At 70.4% G+C, this 19,183-nt stretch carries 16 protein-coding genes; 9 read left to right on the top strand and 7 right to left on the bottom strand.

What is annotated here, in order from left to right:
• Window positions 1–273: 273 nt before the first annotated feature.
• Complete coding sequence (locus tag OG306_RS03875) at window positions 274–738, bottom strand: PaaI family thioesterase (protein WP_371665128.1); 465 nt, start codon at window positions 736–738, stop codon at window positions 274–276.
• 767 nt (window positions 739–1,505) lie between these two features.
• On the opposite strand from OG306_RS03875, the gene OG306_RS03870 reads away from it, so the two are divergent.
• Genes OG306_RS03870 through OG306_RS03850 form a run of 5 tightly spaced genes read left to right on the top strand, consistent with a single transcriptional unit; the run spans window position 1,506 to window position 5,820 of the window.
• Window positions 1,506–3,209: an ATP-binding protein gene (locus OG306_RS03870; protein ID WP_266744638.1), complete on the top strand. Its 1,704-nt coding sequence runs from the start codon at window positions 1,506–1,508 to the stop codon at window positions 3,207–3,209.
• A gap of 5 nt (window positions 3,210–3,214) precedes the next feature.
• A complete protein-coding gene (locus OG306_RS03865) occupies window positions 3,215–3,625 on the top strand; it encodes a roadblock/LC7 domain-containing protein (RefSeq protein ID WP_266744637.1) in 411 nt (136 codons plus the stop codon).
• Window positions 3,622–3,993, top strand: a complete 372-nt coding sequence (locus OG306_RS03860; protein ID WP_266744636.1) for a DUF742 domain-containing protein — start codon at window positions 3,622–3,624, stop codon at window positions 3,991–3,993. Before OG306_RS03865 ends, OG306_RS03860 begins: the two co-directional genes overlap by 4 nt.
• Window positions 3,974–4,579, top strand: a complete 606-nt coding sequence (locus OG306_RS03855) for a GTP-binding protein (protein ID WP_266744635.1) — start codon at window positions 3,974–3,976, stop codon at window positions 4,577–4,579. Before OG306_RS03860 ends, OG306_RS03855 begins: the two co-directional genes overlap by 20 nt.
• Window positions 4,576–5,820: a cytochrome P450 gene (locus OG306_RS03850; RefSeq protein WP_266744634.1), complete on the top strand. Its 1,245-nt coding sequence runs from the start codon at window positions 4,576–4,578 to the stop codon at window positions 5,818–5,820. Before OG306_RS03855 ends, OG306_RS03850 begins: the two co-directional genes overlap by 4 nt.
• Window positions 5,821–5,851: 31 nt before the next feature.
• On the opposite strand, the gene OG306_RS03845 is transcribed toward OG306_RS03850, so the two are convergent.
• The 5 genes from OG306_RS03845 to OG306_RS03825 form a co-directional block, all read right to left on the bottom strand.
• The gene (locus OG306_RS03845) at window positions 5,852–6,883 is read right to left on the bottom strand and encodes a 7-epi-alpha-eudesmol synthase (RefSeq protein ID WP_266744633.1); all 1,032 of its coding nucleotides are present in this window, start codon (window positions 6,881–6,883) and stop codon (window positions 5,852–5,854) included.
• 531 nt (window positions 6,884–7,414) lie between these two features.
• Complete coding sequence (locus tag OG306_RS03840; RefSeq protein WP_327259489.1) at window positions 7,415–8,629, bottom strand: cytochrome P450; 1,215 nt, start codon at window positions 8,627–8,629, stop codon at window positions 7,415–7,417.
• Window positions 8,630–8,667: 38 nt separating this feature from the next.
• Window positions 8,668–9,885: a cytochrome P450 gene (locus tag OG306_RS03835; RefSeq protein ID WP_266744631.1), complete on the bottom strand. Its 1,218-nt coding sequence runs from the start codon at window positions 9,883–9,885 to the stop codon at window positions 8,668–8,670.
• Between the two features lie 28 nt (window positions 9,886–9,913).
• A complete protein-coding gene (locus OG306_RS03830; protein WP_266744630.1) occupies window positions 9,914–12,973 on the bottom strand; it encodes an amino acid adenylation domain-containing protein in 3,060 nt (1,019 codons plus the stop codon).
• A 48-nt stretch (window positions 12,974–13,021) separates the two neighbouring features.
• Window positions 13,022–13,477: a pyridoxamine 5'-phosphate oxidase family protein gene (locus OG306_RS03825; protein WP_266744629.1), complete on the bottom strand. Its 456-nt coding sequence runs from the start codon at window positions 13,475–13,477 to the stop codon at window positions 13,022–13,024.
• A gap of 485 nt (window positions 13,478–13,962) precedes the next feature.
• Here OG306_RS03825 and OG306_RS03820 point away from each other — a divergent pair, with 485 nt between their 5' ends.
• Both OG306_RS03820 and OG306_RS03815 read left to right on the top strand, forming a co-directional pair.
• Window positions 13,963–14,805, top strand: a complete 843-nt coding sequence (locus OG306_RS03820; RefSeq protein WP_371665125.1) for an ABC transporter permease — start codon at window positions 13,963–13,965, stop codon at window positions 14,803–14,805.
• 194 nt (window positions 14,806–14,999) lie between these two features.
• Window positions 15,000–16,325: a TerD family protein gene (locus tag OG306_RS03815; RefSeq protein ID WP_266907370.1), complete on the top strand. Its 1,326-nt coding sequence runs from the start codon at window positions 15,000–15,002 to the stop codon at window positions 16,323–16,325.
• Between the two features lie 51 nt (window positions 16,326–16,376).
• Here the strand turns inward: OG306_RS03815 and OG306_RS03810 are convergent, their stop codons facing one another.
• The gene (locus OG306_RS03810) at window positions 16,377–17,549 is read right to left on the bottom strand and encodes a glycosyltransferase (protein ID WP_266744625.1); all 1,173 of its coding nucleotides are present in this window, start codon (window positions 17,547–17,549) and stop codon (window positions 16,377–16,379) included.
• Between the two features lie 58 nt (window positions 17,550–17,607).
• On the opposite strand from OG306_RS03810, the gene OG306_RS03805 reads away from it, so the two are divergent.
• Both OG306_RS03805 and OG306_RS03800 read left to right on the top strand, forming a co-directional pair.
• Window positions 17,608–18,393, top strand: coding sequence for a glutamate racemase (locus OG306_RS03805; protein WP_266744624.1), 786 nt, complete (start codon window positions 17,608–17,610; stop codon window positions 18,391–18,393).
• A 60-nt stretch (window positions 18,394–18,453) separates the two neighbouring features.
• Window positions 18,454–19,017 carry a hypothetical protein gene (locus OG306_RS03800; RefSeq protein ID WP_266744623.1) on the top strand — a complete coding sequence of 188 codons (564 nt, stop codon included), beginning with the start codon at window positions 18,454–18,456 and terminating at the stop codon, window positions 19,015–19,017.
• Window positions 19,018–19,183 lie beyond the last annotated feature (166 nt).

The raw sequence follows: 19,183 nt of genomic DNA, 5'->3' as shown, positions 1-19,183 counted from the left end.
ACGGGCGCTGGAGGACTCGATCCCGTGCGCGCACAGTCATGACGCCCGTGCGGCCGGCGCCCAGCGTTCCCCACCGCACACGATTGCCGGAAAGATGAGAGACCCATGCAGTTCGGCATCTTCACGGTCGGGGACGTGACGCCCGTGCACTCTGCTGGGCAGCGGTCTGACGGCGTTTGCGACTGCTCGGACTCAGCGGAGGAAGAACGAGGCTCTCGAACGGCAGCGATTACGCCAAGAGGCCGCACAAGATCGCAAGAGACGACGGGGGGCTCACTGGGCGGGCCTGCTGATGCGGATCAGCGTTTGCTGTCCGTTGGCGACGAGCTTGCGCTCGCCACCTTCCCGGACGCCGTACACCTCCAACTGGCAGACAGTCAGGGTGCGTCCGGGTTTCAGGACGGTGCCGACCGCCTCCAGATGGTCGCCGACGGCGGGTGCGAGGAGGTTGATCTTGTACTCGACGGTGAGGACGTCGGAGTCCTCGGAGAACAGCGTGAGCGCCGCGTAACCGCCGGCGCTGTCCGCGATGGCACTGGTCGCTCCCGCGTGGACGTAGCCGTGCTGCTGGGACACCTCTGGACGGGCCAAAAGAACGATGTGCACGCGGCCTGGGCCGATGTGTGCGAGGCGCGCGCCGAGGTGGGCCATGAGGCCCTGGCGGTCGAAGCTGTCCTGGACACGCTTCTGCACGGCGGGGCTTGCCTGTTCCTGCTGCGTCTGGTCTTCCACGTACATGCTCTCCTTCGAGTCCGTGTCGGGTGGAGTGGGACAAGTTCCTCAGCCGGCCAGGCGTTCCACGAGCGGAAGGCGCCGATGACGATCATCATGGCACCGCTGATGCGGGTGACGGCCAGGGCGGCCGAGGCCGGGTCTTCGGGACTGCGCGGACCAGGACACCGACGGCAAGGCAGACAACGGAGCATGCGGTCAGGTGCGGCATGCTGAGCAGCCCGGTCTGCGCGGCGACCGGCCGGCCGTGGGCGGTATCAATGAACTGCGGAAACAGAAGTACTGCAACAGCGCCTTCGGGTTCGGGCCGCTGGTCCCGGCCCCCTTGAGCATGACCTGCACGCGGGAGGTGTCCGCGCTCTCACCAGCGGCAGCCGGTGTGGCCGGGCTGTTGCAGAACGCCACAGCCCGGCCACAGCCCTTGTGGGGCTGTGGCCGGTGCGCTCCGAGGCGTACGGCCTGAACGCCGGTTCGCTTTCGGAATCAGGGCGACTGGTGCGGCTGGTACTGGTCGGCGACCGGCGGCGGGCATGTGGGCTATGAGTCGTGGCTGGAGAGCGATCATCTGATGCTGCTCGCCAGGCCCAGGGCGGAGCGCAGCGGGATCCTCGGTCCCGCAACTTCGCGGAATTGATCTTTTAGGGTTCGTAACCGATAAGCTCCCGGTGGTGCCCACGAGTTGACCGATCGTAAGCGATCGGCTCGTGGTGCGTAGTCATCAGTGCGGTCCTTGCGCACTCCCCTGTTCAATCGTTTTGCTTCGAAGGATGCAGATGGAACTCGCCACTCCGCCTCCGGCTGCGCGGGCCCCTGTCGCCTGGCACAGCTGGTGGCTGATGCCACTGGGCCTGGGAGGCGGGACGATAGCCGCCACGTTCATGAGCTCGGAGCGGATAACCGCGGCCGTCGCCGGATTTGCGGTGACGGCGGCCGGCACCGTGTGCGTACGCCTTCTCCTGCGCACCCGCGCGCAGTTGAGCCGAGCCGAGGAGGCTCACCGCAACGCACAGGCCGAGCACTCTCAGCAGTGGCAGCAGCATGTGGCCGGCATGGAGCGGAATTTCGTCACCCAGCTCGCCGCCCAGGAGGGACAGCTCGCCGAGCAGGCGCGGACGTACGAGGCGCAGCTGGCGGAGCAGGCCACGGCGTTCGAGACCCGGTTCGCTGAGCAGGCCGAGTCCTTGCAGGAGCGCGTGGACCACTATCTGGCCGCGGTGTCCCGGCTCGGCGAGGAGCAACTGCCCGACGCGATGCGGCGGCTGCGCGCCGGCGACGCCATCGACGACATTCTGCCGGCCGTCGAGCAGCGCGTGAAGGCCGGTGCCGACCTGCAGGCCGAACTGGGCAAGGTCATCAGGACCGCGCTGATCGGTATCGAGGCCGAGATCGACCGCTCGACCTCCGCCGAACAGGCGGTCATCGGTGTCGGTAACCGCATCCACGTCCTGACCAGCAAGCTCCGTGGCCGGCTGCACGACATGCAGGGCGAGCATGGCCGGCTGCCGGCCGTCGCCGGGGGCCTGATGGAACTCGACCAGGCCATCGGCCCCGCCGACTGCCTCGCCGCCAGCATCGGCGTGCTCGGCGGCTCCGACCGCCCGGGCCGGCAGTGGCAGGATCCGCAGCGTCTGCTGAGTGTGGTGCGCGGCGGCATCGGCCGGATCAAGGACTTTCAACGCGTCCAGGTGCGCCATCTGCCCGAACTGGGTGTCGACGGCGGCCTGGTGGACCATCTGACGCTGATCTTCGCCCACCTGCTGGACAATGCCGCGCGGTACTCGCCGCCCGCCGAGCCGGTGGTTGTCTCCGGCAAGGAGGTCCCCAACGGCGTCGGTATCGAGATCCAGGACTCCGGCAAGGGCCTGAGCGAGGAGAAGAAGAGCGAGGCCGAACACGCCCTCGCGGGCTCCGCGCCCGGCGCGGGCCTCGGCGGTATTTCGGAGGACGCGAACATCGGTCTGCGCGTCGTCGGTATCCTCGCCCGCCGCTACGGCATCCGCGTCACCTTCGCCGACTCGCCGTGGCTGGGCACCTCCGTCGTGGTCGTCGTACCGCACAAGTACTTCAGCCCGCTGCCGGCTCTCGCCTCGCCCCCCGCGCCCGCCGTCACCGCTCCGGAGACCGCGTCGGCCGGGGACGCCCCGCCCGCCGTCGCACAGGCGGCCCCGGAGCACGGACCGGTCGCCGTCTCTGCCCCCGCCGATGAGGCCGTGGACACCACGCCGGGCGGTCTGCCCCGGCGCCGGAGCCGACGCGGTGAGCCGGCTACCGGATCGACGCCGTCCGAGCGCGCCGACCGGGCTGCCGTCTCCGCCGTTCCGCCGGACGCCTCCTTCGCCGGCCTCGCTGCCTTTGCCGCAGCTGGACGCGACCCCGGCCCGTCGGCCTGCGCGTCCCCGACCCCCGAGGCCGCGGGCGACCGTGACACGACCGCCGGTGGAGCGTCCACCGAGCACCGTACTGAAGAGAGCGACTAGTCCCCATGACGCACCAGGGAACAGACGTGAGCTGGGCGCTGCGCGACCTTGTGGAGAGCATCCAGGAGATCCGCTTCGCCCTCGTGGCCTCCAGCGACGGCAAGGCCATCACCGCCCACGGCGCCGAAGACCCCGACGACGTGGACCGCTTCGCCGCCGTGGTGGCCGGGCTGCAGGCCCTGGCCCAACCGGTTGCCGAGCAGTTCCCGCAGCACGCGGGGCAGCTGCGACTGGCGATGATCGAAGTGGACGGCGGGCACCTCTTCGTGGTCCGCGCGGGCATGGAGGCGTATCTCGGTGTCCTGGCCCGCGAGGGCCTCGACCAGGGCCTGCTCGGTCACCAGATGAGGGACCTCGCCCGCAGAATGGGTGAACTCCTCGGCACCACGCCGCGCCTGGAGGAGCGCTCTGGATGAGTGCTCTCCGCGGGCCGGCCGACCCGTCCGGTCTTGAGCGCTACTACGTCCTCACCGGAGGGCGCAGCGGACCGGGCGGTTCGGCGTCGACTCTCGACGTGGCGACCCTCGTGGTCTCACGGGCTGTCCCCCTACCGGGTATGCAGCACGAGCACGAGGAGATCCTTCGGCGATGCCGCGATCCGCTGGCGGTGGCGGAACTCGGTGCCCACCTCCATCTGCCCTTCAACATTCTCGCGGTGCTGCTGTCCGACCTGCTCCAGGCGGGCCGTATCGAAGCCCGTGACCCCATCCCGGCACACGACGCCGGGCGCGGGCCCGACCTGGCGCTCCTTGAGGAGGTACTCAGTGGACTTCAAAGGCTTTGACCAACCCGGGCGGTCGGGTGCCGGGGGCACCCGCTCGGTGAAGGTGATGATCGCCGGAGGCTTCGGCACGGGCAAGACCACCATGGTCCGCTCGGTCAGCGATATCAAGCCGCTGACCACCGAGGAGACTCTCACCGAGGCCAGCGCCGACGTCGACCACCTCGTCGGCGTCGCCGAGAAGACACAGACCACCGTCAGCCTGGACTTCGGCAAGATCGGCCTCAACGACTCGCTGATGCTGTACCTGTTCGGTACGCCCGGCCAGGAGCGGTTCTGGTTCCTGTGGAACGGTCTGTTCAAGGGTGCGCTCGGTGCGGTCGTCCTGGTGGACACCCGGAGGCTGGCCTCCAGCTTCCGGGCGATCGAGGAGATGGAGCGGCAGAAGGTTCCCTTCGTCATCGCGCTCAATGTCTTCCCTGACTCCTGTGACTACCCGGTCGATGAGATCCGCGACGCCCTGGACATCCCCCCGCATACGCCGGTCGTCTCCTTCGACGCCCGCGACCGGGCCGCCAGCCGTGATGTGCTCGTCACCCTGATTCGGCATCTGAAGGACCGCTCGGTCGCCGCCCTGGAGCTCCGATGAACGACCAGACCCTGCCCGGACCCGTTGACGGCGGATGCCCCGTCGCCCACGGTGAGGACGCCATCCGGCTCTACGGCCCCGCGGTGGCGACCGATCCCCACATCATCTACAAACGGCTGCGGGGGGAGTACGGCTCCGTCGCGCCCGTGCTGCTGGAGGGAGACGTCCCCGCCTGGCTGGTGCTCGGTTACCGGGAGAACCGGCGGGTGCTGGACAACCCCCTGCAGTTCAGCCGTGACTCGCGGATCTGGCGGGACTTCAGGGAGGGCCGGATCGACGCGACGTCCCCGCTGATGCAGATGGTGGGCTGGCGCCCGGACTGCGTCTCGCAGGACGGCGAACCGCACCGCCGGCTGCGCGGGGCGGTGACCGACAACCTGTACGCCGTAGCCGGCCGGGGTATCCGACGTCATATCACGCACTTCGCGAACAAGCAGATCGACGCGTTCGCCGACACCGGCCGGGCCGACCTGGTGGCCGACTTCGCCGAATACCTGCCGATGCTCGTCCTCACCCGCGTCTTCGGACTCGCCGAGAGAGAAGGGCGCAGCCTCGCCGAGTCAAGCAAGCAGGTGATCAAGGGCGGCGCGGACGCCCTCACGCACAACGAGCGCATCATGGGCATCCTCGGCGAACTCGCCGCGCGCAAACGCACGGAACCCGGATCCGACTTCGCTTCCGGCCTCATCGAGCACCACTCCGGTCTCGACGAGGAGGAGATCGTCAACCACCTGCGCCTGGTGCTGATTACAGCCCACACCACGACCAGTAACCTGCTGGCCCGGGCGCTCCAGCTCGTCCTCACCGACGCCTCCTGGCTGTCCGGTCTGGTGAGCGGGCAGCTGAACCTGTCCGCGGTCGTGGAGGAGGTGATGTGGAACTCCCCGCCGCTCGCGGTGCTGCCGGGGCGGTTCGCCACCGCCGACCTGGAACTCGGCGGCTGCCCGGTCAAAGAGGGCGATCTGCTCGTGCTGGGCCTCGCGGCCGGCAACCACGACCCCGAGATCCGCCCCGACACCGGTATCTCGGTCCAGGGCAACGCCTCGCACCTTGCCTTCAGCGCCGGCCCGCACGAATGCCCCGGACAGAACCTGGGCCAGGCCATCATCGAGACGGCGGTCGACGTCCTGCTGCACCGGCTGCCGGGGCTGCGCCTGGCGGTGTCGCCGTCGGAACTCACCTCCACGGCCTCCACCTGGGAGTCGCGGCTGGACAGCCTGCCGGTCGAATTCGCCGTCTGACCGCACCGCCCGGCAGGGCGGTGCGCTCGCCTCACATGGTCAGAAGGTCGTCCACCGATCCCCGCCCGGCCAGCTCGGCGGTGGCCACCGGGCCGTCCTTGTCCGCGGCGTACCGGCCGGTGGTCAGTGCCCATTCGTAGTTGCCGTTGATCCAGTGGCGGACGCCTTCCACGCCCATCCCCACCCGGGCCCGCTCATCCGCGTCGAGGCCCAGTTCGTCGCACATCTGCGGGACGCGGGCCTCAAGGCCGAGGTACTCGTCGAGGCAGCCGGTCGTCATGCGGTACGCCTCGTCAGCGGCCTCCTGCCACGAGCAGTCCCGCTCCCGGCGCAGGACGGCGATGAGGTTGTGGCCGTCCCCGCGACGCCGCTCGCGCTCGAAGGAGTGGATGTCGTTCATGAACCCAATGGTGTCCGCGGCCAGATCCCGCATCCGTTCCATCAGCGGATGAGCCATCGCCGCAGCCGGCACTTCGAAGCCGCGGCTGCGCTCGCCCGCGTCGATGCTGTGATGGATGCCGACGGTGCGGCGCCGGAAGTCGGCATACGCGTCCAGTCCGAGCGTCGCGGCCATCCCACGGGCTGCGAGGTCCACCTCCTCACAGTGCGCCACCAGGAACCGCCCCCAGGAGGCGGCGAACCGTGCCTGCCATGTCAGGGACATCCCATTCGACAGATATTCCCAGACCTCCACCCAGGCCAGGGTGATGGGGCAGACCACCCGTGGCGCGGTGCCCGCCGGGCGCAGTGGCGTGGCGATCAGCTCCCGCGCCACCTCCGCTATCCGGTCCGCCCGGTCCGCCCGGCCGGCATCGAACTGGTCGTCGAAAAGAAAGGCCAGGGAGAACCAATTCATCAGAACAACCAGGTCGTCCGCCGAGGCGTGCGGGTAGGTGCGGGCCGCGGCCTCTGAGAGGTCCCAGGACTGGTACTCCTCGAAGCCGGCCTGGCTGCGCACCAGCCCCCTCTCCCGCACCCAGAGCAGATGGCGGTCGCGGGCGTACTCCAGATGCGGGCTGACGGGAGTGTTGAAGGGGAGGTCGAACCGGACGTGCTGAGGCATGTGCTTCCTTTCGGGAGACGGAGCGCAGAGTCCCCCGCCCTGCGAACGAACGGCCACGCGGACCGCCCGCACACTCGAACTGGGCTTTATCATGTGAAAGTTGAACCGGGGACGCTACGACGATGCCTCACCCTAAATGATCTACACGGCGCCCAGTCGTGATCTTCGATGACGCTCGCGTCTCATTTCGCCGCGCACGCTCTGCGGCCCACAGACGTCAGTGCCACCCGCGCCGACGCGATCGCCTCCACCGGCCCAGTGAGCAGGCCGCGGTTTCATACGAAGAGGTCCGCCGCTCCTGACACCGACAGCACCACCCGCCTCCTCCAAGACAACGATCACGCACGGCAGTACGAAGGACAGGTACTGGAGGTCCTGCGGCCGGGCAGAGCCGACGTCGGGAAGGATGAGGCCGCTGCCCGTGAAGCCGATGGCCTCGGCAGGGCGGTGACAGGGGCAGCGTTCGACCAGGGAGATTACCGCCACCGCGATCCGTCGGACGGGCAGGGGACGACTTCGGCGAGGAGCTGCTCACCAGCCGACGGGGAGGGTGAGGGGTGACTTGCTGGGGGATTCGTCGTCCCAGGTGGGGGGCTGTCCATGCGGCACGTGCAGGGCCGGGAAGCGGTCGAGGAGTGCCTCCAGGCACACGGTCATCTGGGCCCGCGCCAGGTGTGCGCCGATGCAGTTGTGCGCTCCTCGGCCGAAGGTGAGGTGAGGGTTGTCCGTGCGGCACAGGTCGAGCCGTTCGGCGTCAGTGAACACCCGCTCGTCGCGGTTGGCCGCGGCGAGGACGGGCAGCACGGCGTCGCCCGCGTGGATCCTCTGGTCGTGCAACTCCAAGTCCTCGACGGCCTGGAGGACCACGACACCGTTCATGACCGGTATGTAGCGCAGAAGTTCATCCACCGCGCCGGGCATGAGGCCGCGGTCGTCGCGCAGCCGGGCGTACTGACCTGGCACGGTCAGCAGGGCCACCACGGCGTCGGCCAGGAACATGGTGCTCGTCCGGTAGCCGGCGACCAGCATGGAGAGCCCGAAGTCCACCACGCTCTCCCCGTCCAGGGCCTCGTGCCCGCACTCGTGGACCAGCCCGGTGAGGATGTCGTCGGCGGGCTTTCGTCGCTTGTGGTCGAGCAGCGAGGAGATGTAGCCGCGCAGTTGGGCGGTGACCTCGCGGCCCTCGTCCAGGGTGACCATGGCCCCGAGGGCGGCATCCGCCCTGGGCAGGAAGTACGCGCGGTCCTCGTAGGGGATGCCCACCAGATCGCACATGGCCAGGAGTGGAAAGGGCTCCAGGAACCCGGCGACCAGGTCGCCGGGTTGCCCACCGCCGACGAACTCCTCCAGCAGCCGGTCGGCCGACTGCCTCAGGTGCGGCAGCCGGCGCCGGATGGAGCGGACGCTGAACGGCTCGGCCAGGGCCCGGCGCAGGGCGGCGTGCCGGGGCCCCTCCAGTTCCATCATCGTGATCAGGCCCGGTTTGTCGTCGACGGCCCGGTCGGGCCGGGGCGGCCAGTCGTTGATGGTCGGCCTGATCAGCCGGGGGTCCGCGACCAGGTCCCGGACGTCCTCGTACCGGGTGGCGTACCAGGCGGTGGCGCCGATCGGCAGCCGGACCTCGGCCAGCGGGCACTCCCGGCGCAGCCACCCGTACTGCGTGGGCGGCCCCATGGTGCCCGGTGGCGGGAGGGGCATGTCGATGGTGGACGTGTCGATGACGGGTTCTGGCGGTGTGCTGCTCACGATCGGTGCTCCCCTGGTCGGGTGCGGGGTGGCCGGGTTCACCAGTTGACCGGGAGGGACAGCGGTGACTTGGTCACGGATTCGTCGTCCCAACGGGGTTCCTGTCCTTCGGCCGGGTGCAGCCGGGGGAAGCGGTCGAGCAACGCCTGCAGTCCCACGGTCAGTTCGGCGCGTGCCAGGTGGGTGCCGAGGCAGTTGTGGGTCCCCCGGCCGAAGGCGAGATGGCTGTTTCCGGTCCGGCGCAGGTCGAGCCGGTCGGCGTCGGCGAAGACCCGCTCGTCGCGGTTGGCGGAGGCCGGCACGGGGATGACGGCGTCGCCCTTGCGGATCGTCTGCCCGTGCAGTCCGATGTCCTCGGTGGCCAGGAGGATCAGGGTGCCGTTCATCACCGGCATGAAGCGCAGGAACTCCTCCACCGCGCCGGGCATCAACTCCCGGTTGTCGCGCAGGCGGACCCACTGCTCCGGCCGGTCCAGCAGGGTGTGCACCGAGTTGGCCAGGAAGAAGCTGCTGATGCCGAAGCCGACGGTCAGCATGGACAGCCCGAAGGCCATCACCTCGTCATGGGTCAGCGCTCCGTCGTCGCAGTCGCGGACCAGTTGGGTCAGGACGTCGTCGCCGGGCCGGTTTCGCTTCTGGGCGATCAGTCCGGCCACGTACTCGTCCAGCAGGTCGGTGACCCGGCGCCCCTCCTGCACGGTCACCATCCCGCTGAGGGCCGCATCCAGCACCGGAAGGAACCAGTCCCGGTCCTCGTAGGGGATGCCCACCAGGTCGCACAGCACGAGCAGGGGGAAGGGGGCGGTGAACCCGGCGACCAGATCGCCGGGTCTGCCGCCTTTCTGGAACGCTTCCAGCAGCCGGTCGGCCGACTGCCGGATGCGCGGCAGGTGGCCCCGCACGGCCCGGGAGCTGAACGGCTCGGCCAGGGCCCGGCGCAGGGCCGCGTGCCGGGGGCCGTCCACTTCCGCGATCGTGACCAGGCGCGGCCCGTCGTCGGCGGTCTGCCCGGGGCGGGAAGGCCAGTCATTGATGGTCGGCCTGATCAGCCGGGGGTCCGCGAGCAGCTCCCGGACGTCCTCGTGCCGGGTGGCGTACCAGGCGGTCGCGTCCATCGGCAGCCTGACCCTGGCCATGGGGCAGCTTGCGCGCAGCTGCGCGCACTTCTCAGGGGGCCCCATGGTGCCCGGCGGTGGGAGCGGGAAGTCCAGGACATCCGCCTCGGGACCGGGGGCGCTGGGTGGCTGTGGGGTCATGCTCGCTCCTCTTCCGAGGTTGCGCCGACTACGGGCGCTCGATGTAGCCGGTGGCGTAGAAGTACTCCAGGTAGCGGTCCAGGAGTTCCGTGTCGACAGGCGGGCAGCGCAGGCCCGTGGCGGCCAGGTCACGCTCGACATTGGCACGCCCCACGGTCGGGAACGTGCCCTCGAAGTACATCTCCTTGACGGACATGTCCGCCTGCTTGCAGCGGTCCACGCAGAGGGAGACGAACGGGGCGGTGGGGCTCGTGGGGTGCTGCGCCACATGGCGGACGAGTTCGCCCACCCACTCCTCGTAGGGGAGCCGGTCGATCCGATGGCCGCCCGCGTCCATCCGGTCGAGCATGTCGCGCAAGCTCGCCGGGCGGGGGTTGGTCATGTGGTAGGTCCGGCGGGTGGTGCGGTGCGCGGTGGCGATGTGCATCACCGCGTCGGTGAGGAAGTCCACCGGGACGAAGTCCAGCGGCAGCGGGATGTCGGGGGCCAGCCCGGTCTCGGTAATCGTCTTGAACAGCGAGCAGATCGCGGTGTCGGTGTTGCATGCGCCGGTGTGCCGGTCACCGGTGATCTCGTACGGCCGGTAGACCGCCACCGGCAGACCCTGGTCCGCGGCGTCGCGCAGCACCTCTTCGGCCACCCACTTGCTCTCGGCGTAGCCCATCGTGAGCTGGTCGGCGTGATCGAGCGGCAGGTCCTCGTCCACGTGCCGTACGCCGGCGATGCCGAAGCCGGCCAGCACCGCGATGGTGGAAAGGAAGTGCACGGGCACGGCCCGCCCGGCTGCCAGCCGGATGAGTTGCCTGGTGCCCTCCACGTTGGCGCGGCGCATCGCCTCGTACGGGTAGAGGAAGTTGACCTGCGCGGCCGAGTGGATCACCAGGTCGAGGGCGTCGGCGAGCTCCTCGGCGCGGCCTGGTTCCAGGCCGAGGCCGGGCTCGCCGAGTTCTGCGGGGAAGCACACGATGCGGTCGGCAGCTTCCGCGGTGGCGAGGCCGAAGCGGGCCAGGTTCCGCATCACCTTCTGCCGGGCGTGCGCACAGTCGCGGCTGCGCACCGGGCAGTGCACGCGGGCGCCCGTACGACGCAGCAGCCGATCCAGCAGGAAGGCGCCGACGAAGCCGGAAGCGCCGGTCAGCAGCACCTCCCGGGGGTGCTGCCAGTCCGGCTCCGGTCCGCGCCGCTGCGGCAGGACGAAGCCCAACCGCGCCTCGGCACGGAAATCCACAGTGCCGGCGTCGGCAGCACCTTCGGCCTGCTGGTCCTTGACAGCGGTGAGGGTGATGACGGCGGCGGTGAAGTCCTCCAGGGTGGGGGAGCGCAGCAGACTGTGGATCAGAGTGCGGCCGTGCCGGGCGTCGAGGTCGAAGGAGGCCAGCGTGCGGGTGACGACCTCGGCTGCCAGCAGGGAGTCGCCGCCGATGTCGAAGAAGCTGTCACCGGGTGCCGGGTGCACACCCAGCACCACCTGCCACACCTGTGCCAGTGAGTCCTGCGGACCGAGCCCCGGGCGCCCCTCCGGTGCCGCGGTGGTGGCCGCCTTCGTGGCCGCCAGCCTGCGCAGCCGGCGACGGTCGACCTTGCCTCCCGCGGTCACCGGGAACTGTCCGACCTCCACCAGCCGCGCGGGCACCGCGGCTGCGGGCAGCCACGCCGCGAGACCGCCGCGGATGCGGTCCACCGGCAGCGCCTGACCGGGGTGGGCCGGTGTCACGTACCCGATCATGCTGTCGCCCACCAGTTCGACGACGGCCTCGCCGACTGCGTCATTCGCCCGCAGCCGGGCCTCTATCTCGTCCGGCTCGATGCGGTGCCCGCGCAGCTTGATCTGCCGGTCCACCCGCGCCCGGTACTCCAGTACGCCGTCCGTGCGCCGGACCACCCGGTCACCGGTGCGGTAGAGCCGCGTACCGGGCTCGAAGAGGTTGTCGACGAAGCGCTCGGCGGTCAGCTCGGGGTCGCCGAGGTACCCCAGTGCGAGCCCGTCTCCGCCGACGAGGAGTTCACCTTCCTCACCGACGTCCGCGAGCGTGCCGTCCGCGCGCACCACGTAACAGGTGGAGTTCTCCAGTGGGTGGCCGATCGGCACCGCCGTCGCCCCGGGAGGCAGATCGTGCACCAGGTGTGCGGTGGAGACCACGCTGTTCTCGGTCGGACCGTAGAAGTTGACCACGGTGGTGTCCGGGCAGGCCACCAGTATCGCGCGGGCCAGCTCCGGATCCATCGCCTCGCCGCCGGCCGAGGCGAACCGCAGGGACCGCAGTGCCGACGGTCTGGTGCGCCCGATGTGGTGGAACACCCCCGTGGTCAGATAGGCGATACTGACCCGCTCGGACAGCAGCCGGGACTCCAGAGCGGCCGGTGACAGCAGCTCCTCCTGATCAGCGATCACCACGCAGGCACCGGCGAGCAGCGAGGGCCAGATCTCGATCGTGGAGGCGTCCGAGGAGAGGCCGTACGCGTGCAGCACCCGCTCACCGGGCCGCGGCCGCTGCCACACCAGGTCGGAGGCGGCCAACCGGATCACGCCGCAGTGCGGAATCGCCACAGGTTTGGGACGGCCTGTCGAGCCGGAGGTGAACATCACATAGGCGCAGTCCCCGGGGTGTACCCCGGCCTGCGGGACCGCGACCGGCGCAGTCGGCGCCGACCCACCCAGGTTGATGCGGGTACGCACCCGCCGGATGCGGCAGACACTGCCGGGCAGCGTCACCACGGTGTGCACCCCGGCGTCCTCGGCCATCGCCTGCAGCCGCCCGGGCGGTGAGGCGTCGTCGAGCGGGACGTACGCCGCACCGGTCTTGAGGATGCCCAGAAAGGCGACCAGCGCTTCCAGAGACCGGCCCCCGCATACACCGACCCCGTCGCCGTTGCGCACCCCGGAATCGAGCAGCCGGGCGGCCAGCGCGTCGGAGCGGGCCTTGAGCTCGCCGTAGCTGATGCTGCGGTCGTGCTGTACGGAGGCGGTCGCCCGCGGGCGGAGCCCCGCCTGGGCGTCGAACAGCTCATGCAGACAGTGATCGCGCGGATACACCACCGTCCCCGTGTTCCCTGCCGCCGCCGGAAGCGTCATCGGGTCAGTGACCATCGGGATATCCCGTCTCTGGTGCACGTGAACCACCTGCTGCCCGAAGGACTACGTCTCGAACTCCGCGGCAAAGGCGGAGAAGTCGGCTGTCCTCCATGTCTGGGGTCGCATGCGGATGAGGATGTTGTCGGCCAGCTGCTCGTGATTGGCCGCCAGGTACGCCGACGCGGTGTCCGTGTCCAGGTACCGGTGGGCCAGCGCCTCGTGCTCGGCCGGGGGCAGCGGATCCTCGACGCCCACCACCGGCCCCTCCACGCTCACATAGCGGTACGGGGCCGACTCGTCCTGCACGCAGAGGCTGAATCGCCCGGCGTCGCGGATGAGGCGCGCTTTCAGCGTCTTCCGCCCGGTCTGGATCGCTACCAGCTCACCGGGCCGGTAGGAGTACCAGAGCGGAACCAGCAACGGCCCACCGCCGTGGCGTGGATCGTCCACCCCCAGGATTCCCACGTGGAGGCCGGCAAGGAACTCTTCCCGGTCTTCGACCGACATCCTGAGATCCACGGGTACCACCTCGATCAAGCAGAGAATGCGCGAACGGTGCTGGTCCTGTGCGGGAGTGTGAGCGTGCGTGCCGGAGTGCGGGCCGATCGGGTGACGTCCGTCCGGCCGGAGGGCGGCCGGACGGAGGGCGGCCGGGGGCTCTTGTGATCCTCGGGCGTTGCAGACGGCCTGCGGATTCCGGCGGCTGAGCCGAAACAGGAAGCCGGTCGGGCCCTTTCCCAGAGTTTCATCAGACCCGGGCGGTCCGCATCCCGGGCGAACGAACACGGGGCATTCCCGCCTCCTGCCTCCCGCGTCCTCGGCAGGAGGGGACACCTCGGACCGCATCGGGCCCGGGCGCCGCAAGGCCCACCGCAGTTGTGGACCGAAATGCCCACCGCGGTCGAGTTCGCCGTTGCCGAGCGGTGCCGGAAGGTGCGCTCCATCCTGGTGTGGGTGGGCGGCGGCCCACCCGGGGAGGCCGACCCCGGAAAGGACGCAGGACCATGGCAGCCGACACCACCGGAGCAGCAGAACACGCAATTCCGCACCCGCGTGGCGGAGTCGTCCGGATGGCGCGCGATTCCTGGGTGATCGCCCGGCGGAACCTGCGCCGTATGGCCCGGATTCCCGAGATCGTGGTCTTCGGGCTGATGCAGCCGGTGATGTTCGTGCTGCTCTTCTCGTACGTGATGGGCGGCGCGATCAGGGTACCGGGCGGCGGCTACCGGGAGTTCCTGATGGCTGGGATCTTCGCCCAGACGGTCACCTTCGCAGTGGCCGGAGCCTCGGCCGGCATCGCGGAGGACGTGACCAAGGGCCTGGTGGACCGCTTCCGCTCGTTGCCCATGGCGCGCTCAGCGGTGCTCGCCGGGCGGACCTTGGCCGACGCGGTGCAGACCGCCTTCATCCTGCTGGTGCTGGCGATGGTGGCGCTGCTGGTGGGCTGGCGGGTGCACCACGGGGTGCTCCAGGCGCTGGGCGCCTTCGTGCTGCTGCTCCTGCTGGGCTACGCCTTCTCCTGGATCGGGGCGCTGATCGGCCTGTCGGTGCGCAGCCCGGAGGCGGCCACCTCGGCGGGCCTGATCTGGCTCTTCCCGCTCACCTTCCTCTCCAACGCCTTCGTCCCGGTGAACACCATGCCAGGCTGGCTGCAGGCGATCGCGTACTGGAACCCGTTCAGCGCGACCGTCCAGGCCTGCCGGAAACTGTTCGGCAACCCCGGGGCCGACGGCGGGCACTCCTGGCCGATGCGGCATCCGGTCGAGGCGTCCACACTCTGGTCGCTGCTGATTTTGGCGCTGTTCTCCTGGCTGTCGGTGCGCAAGTACCGCGTCGCGGCCGGTTGAGCGGCTGAGGGAGGCGAACGGAAGCGGTTTTTGGGCCCGGTCGAAAGGGCGCCGGGAGGCGTCAGGATCGTGTGGAGGGCGAGTTCCCGGGGGGGCTGCCGGCGGATCGCCGGATGGTGACCGCACCGCTGTGTGCTCCGTGGCGGGCGGGGGATTAGGTTGGCGGAGAAAACCTTCGGGCAGCCGGACTCGCGATGGGGGCGAGCATGACCATGCTAAAAGGTGCCAATGTTCCGGTGACGGCTCGCGCCGTGCGGGTCGAAATGGGGTGGCGCACCTCCCCGGGCTCGCCGGACGTGGATGGCTCGGCGCTCCTTCTCGTGTCGGGAAAGGTGCGCGGCGACACCGACTTCGTTTTTTACAACCAGCCCTCCCACGCGTCCGGCGCGGTACGCCACGAGGGCAAGCGAACCGCCGGTGACACGGTGACGGACAGCCTCGCCGTCGATCTGGCGCGCGTCGAGCCGGCCATCGACCGCGTGGTCCTCGCCGCCTCCGCGGACGGGGGCACCTTCGGGCAGGTGGCGGGACTGTACGTACGGATCGCGGACGCGGCGGACGGCTCGGAGATCGCCCGCTTCGACAGCGCGGACGCGACGGTCGAGACCGCGTTCATTCTCGGCGAGCTCTACCGGCGCCAGGGCGCGTGGAAATTCCGCGCCGTCGGCCAGGGGTACGACACCGGCCTCGAAGGTCTCGCGACGGATTTCGGTATTTCCGTCGATGAACCACAGCGGCCCCAGCCGTATCACCAACCGACGTCACCTCAACAGCCCCACCAGGTAACGCGGGTTGACCATCCGTCACCGCCCGCACCGCTGTTTCCGCCCGCACCTCCGGCATCACCTCCGGCCCCTCCCGTGCCTCCCGCCGCCCCGCCCGTCCGGCTCTCCAAGGTGACTCTCACCAAGGAGGCGCCATCGGTCTCCCTCGCCAAACAGGGCGGCACTTCGGGAGCCCTCCGGGTCAACCTCAACTGGGAAGTGCGCAAACAGTTCAAGGGCTGGGGAAGCAAACTCGGCAGAGCGGTCGCCAACCACGCGGACCTCGACCTTGATCTCTGCGCCCTCTACGAACTCACCGACGGCCGCAAGGGAGTCGTACAGGCACTTGGGAACGCGTTCGGCGCGCTCCGGCAGCCCCCTTATATCCATCTCGACGGCGACGACCGTACCGGCGCGGTGGCCACCGGCGAGAACCTCACCGTCAACCTCGACCAGAAGGACAAGCTCCGCCGCGTCCTGATCTTCGTCACCATCTACGAAGGCGCCCGGAGTTTCGCCGATCTCCATGCCACCGTCACCCTCCAGCCCCAGCACGGCGCCCCGATCGACTTCTCGCTCGACGAATGCACCGTCCCGTCCACCGTCTGCGCGCTCGCGCTGCTCACCAACAACGGGGGAGACCTCACGGTGCAGCGCGAGGCCCGCTACCTCGTACCCGAGCGAGGAGTGAGCCCGCAGCGCACCATCGACTACGCCTACGGGTGGGGCATGAACTGGACACCCGGCCGTAAATGACCCCCCGGGGGTCCGGCCGTCACCGCTGCCATCGGCCCCCGCCGGCTCCGCTCACCGGTCCGGCGCGGCCTCGGGACGGGCGTACGTACGTCCCTTCCAGGCCGCGCCCCGCCCCCGGTGGTGCTGCACAGCCGAATCGACCGTCATCAGCAGATACAGCACAGCGGTGAACGGCAGCAGCGGCGCCAGCCACAGCGACTGCCGGTAGTAGCCCAGCATCGGTATGTACGTTCCGGCCATCACCGCCCACGCCAGCCCGCCCGCCCACGCCGCCACCGGAGCACCGCCCAGCAGCCCCGCGACGAGCGTGAGCGGCGGCGCGAGATAGACCAGTGCGAGCCCCAGCACCGTCCCCAGGAGCAGCAGCGCACTGTGCCGCAACTGGGCGTACGCGCTTCGCGACACCATCCGCCACAGATCCGCCAGGCACGGATACGGCCGCACACTGTCCACCCGCTCCGCGAGCCCCAGCCAGATCCGCCCGCCGCTGCGCTGCACCGCCCGCGCCAGCGAGACGTCGTCGATCACCGCCTGCCGGATCGACTCCGGCACCCGCGCCCGCTCCGCCGCCGCGGTCCGCAGCAGCACACATCCGCCCGCCGCCGCGGCCGTCCGCGCCCCCGCCCGGTTCACCCACCGGAACGGATAGAGCTGCGAGAAGAAGTAGACGAAGGCCGGCACGACCAGCCGCTCCCAGACGCTCGACACCCGCAGCCGGGCCATCTGCGAGACCAGGTCGAACCCGCCCGGCACGGCAGCGGCGACCAGCTCCCGCAGACTGTCCGGCTCATGCGCGATATCGGCGTCCGTCAGCAGCAGATACTCCGGCTCCCGGGCCCGGGCCAGCGAGATCCCGTACCGTACGGCCCAGAGCTTGCCCGTCCAGCCCGGCTCCGGCTCACCGGGCGACGCCACCGTCACCGGCAGGCCCCCGTACCGTACGGACAGCGCACGGGCGACGTCCCCGGTGCCGTCCGCGCTGCCGTCGTCCACGAGGAAGATCTCCGCGACCCCCGGATAGTCCTGCGCCATCAGCGACGGCAGACTCACCGGCAGCATGTCGGCCTCGTCACGTGCGGGCACGACGATCGCCACGGAAGGCCAGTGCTCCGGGGCCTCCCGGGGCGGCAGCCGCTGGTCGGTCCGCCAGAAGAACCCTTGTCCCAGCAGCAGCCACACCCATGCGGCCAGCGAACCCACGGCGATCCAGGCAATGGCACTCATCCGCCGCAGTCTGCCCCACCGTGACGGAACCGCAAGGGCGGTCGACTATGGTGACCGGGTGAAGATCGCGCTCATGGACTCCGGAATCGGCCTGCTCGCGGCCGCCGCCGCGGTACGCGGGCTGAGGCCCGACGCCGATCTGGTGCTCTCCTGTGACCCCGGCAGCATGCCCTGGGGGCCGCGTACCCCCGAGGACGTGACCGCCCGCGCGCTGGACGTGGCCCGGGCGGCCGCCGACCACCGGCCCGACGCACTGATCGTCGCCTGCAACACGGCCTCCGTCCACGCCCTGCCGACGCTCCGTGCCGAGCTGGAACCCGCGCTGCCGGTCATCGGCACCGTTCCCGCCATCAAGCCGTCCGTCGCGGGTGGCGGCCCCGTAGCGATCTGGGCCACGCCCGCCACCACCGGCAGCCCGTACCAGCGCGGACTCATCCGGGACTTCGCCCGCTCCGTCGCCGTCACCGAGGTCCCGTGCCCGGGTCTCGCCGACGCCGTGGAGCACGCGGACGAGCCGGCGATCGACCGGGCCATCGCCGCGGCCGCCGCGCGCACCCCGCGCGAGGTGCGGGCCGTGGTCCTGGGCTGCACCCATTACGAGCTGGTCGCCGAACGGATCCGCGCCGCCGTGCGGCAGCCCGGTCTGCCGCCCGTCGTGCTGCACGGTTCCGCCGGCGCCGTCGCCGCCCAGGCGCTGCGCCGAATCGGCGTGGCACCCGCTCCGTCGGCGGAACCGGCCGGAAGTCTCACCGTGCTCCTCGGCGGCCGCACCGCCGAGCTGCCGGAAGCCGCTCTGGGCTACGCCGAGGGGCGGCTGCTGGGGGCCGTCAGCACCGCCCGCTGACCCGGCGCGGGGCCACCGGACCCATGCCCGGCGGGCGGGTTCTTGAGTACGCTGCTTGACATGAGGGACCACCCCCGAAAACCGAGGCGCCCCGGAGCCGACCCGCACTCCGCCGTATGGATCGGCAGGGCCACCAACCGGGCCCAGTGGGTGCTCGCCGCCGTGGGCGCCGCCTGCCTGGCGCTCGGCGTCCAGCTGGCCGTCACCTCCAACTGGACGTCCGGAGTCGCCCCGCTGCTGATGGCCGTGATCGGCTGCGTCGCCGCCGGACTGCTCATGCTGTTCGGCACCCTCGCCTTCGTGAACGTGGCCGTCAGGGTCGACGGGGACGCCCTCGAAGTGCGCTGCGGACACATGGGCCTCCCGCGCCGCCGCATTCTGCTGACCCAGGTCGTGGGCGCGGAGTTCGTACCCCAGGTCAACCCGCGCCAGTGGGGCGGCTGGGGCTACCGCTGGCGCCCCGAGCAAGGCACGGCCGTGGTGGTCCGCAGGGGCGAGGGCCTGGTGCTCCGGCTCGGTGACGGCCGGACGTTCACCATCACGGTCGACGACGCGGAGACGGGCGTACGGTTCATCCGCGAACGCCTGCACCTGTCGACGAGCGGTGCGCCGGCCGGAGCCTGATCCGCGACTCGGTCCGTGGCCTCCGGGGCCCGGGAACACCGTTGGGACCAGGTGCCTGACGGCCATCGCCCGGTCGGCGCGTCCCGTCCGTCCCGTCCTCATCGTCCGGCCCCGCCGAGCCGTAGCCGATGGGCCGCCGGGCCGACGCGAGCCCTGCGAGGAGACC

The organism is Streptomyces sp. NBC_01241, assembly GCF_041435435.1.
Taxonomy (GTDB): Bacteria; Actinomycetota; Actinomycetes; order Streptomycetales; family Streptomycetaceae; genus Streptomyces.
The sequence above is the reverse complement of the archived record's forward strand: the minus strand, read 5'-3'. Positions and strand labels throughout refer to the sequence as shown.

What these genes read in the sequence shown, in the direction of transcription:
- OG306_RS03875 (WP_371665128.1), bottom strand. Translation starts at nt 738, where the DNA reads ATGTACGTGGAAGACCAGACGCAGCAGGAACAGGCAAGCCCCGCCGTG.
- OG306_RS03870 (WP_266744638.1), top strand. Translation starts at nt 1,506, where the DNA reads ATGGAACTCGCCACTCCGCCTCCGGCTGCGCGGGCCCCTGTCGCCTGG.
- OG306_RS03865 (WP_266744637.1), top strand. Translation starts at nt 3,215, where the DNA reads ATGACGCACCAGGGAACAGACGTGAGCTGGGCGCTGCGCGACCTTGTG.
- OG306_RS03860 (WP_266744636.1), top strand. Translation starts at nt 3,622, where the DNA reads ATGAGTGCTCTCCGCGGGCCGGCCGACCCGTCCGGTCTTGAGCGCTAC.
- OG306_RS03850 (WP_266744634.1), top strand. Translation starts at nt 4,576, where the DNA reads ATGAACGACCAGACCCTGCCCGGACCCGTTGACGGCGGATGCCCCGTC.
- OG306_RS03845 (WP_266744633.1), bottom strand. Translation starts at nt 6,883, where the DNA reads ATGCCTCAGCACGTCCGGTTCGACCTCCCCTTCAACACTCCCGTCAGC.
- OG306_RS03835 (WP_266744631.1), bottom strand. Translation starts at nt 9,885, where the DNA reads ATGACCCCACAGCCACCCAGCGCCCCCGGTCCCGAGGCGGATGTCCTG.
- OG306_RS03830 (WP_266744630.1), bottom strand. Translation starts at nt 12,973, where the DNA reads ATGGTCACTGACCCGATGACGCTTCCGGCGGCGGCAGGGAACACGGGG.
- OG306_RS03820 (WP_371665125.1), top strand. Translation starts at nt 13,963, where the DNA reads ATGGCAGCCGACACCACCGGAGCAGCAGAACACGCAATTCCGCACCCG.
- OG306_RS03815 (WP_266907370.1), top strand. Translation starts at nt 15,000, where the DNA reads ATGGGGGCGAGCATGACCATGCTAAAAGGTGCCAATGTTCCGGTGACG.
- OG306_RS03810 (WP_266744625.1), bottom strand. Translation starts at nt 17,549, where the DNA reads ATGAGTGCCATTGCCTGGATCGCCGTGGGTTCGCTGGCCGCATGGGTG.
- OG306_RS03800 (WP_266744623.1), top strand. Translation starts at nt 18,454, where the DNA reads ATGAGGGACCACCCCCGAAAACCGAGGCGCCCCGGAGCCGACCCGCAC.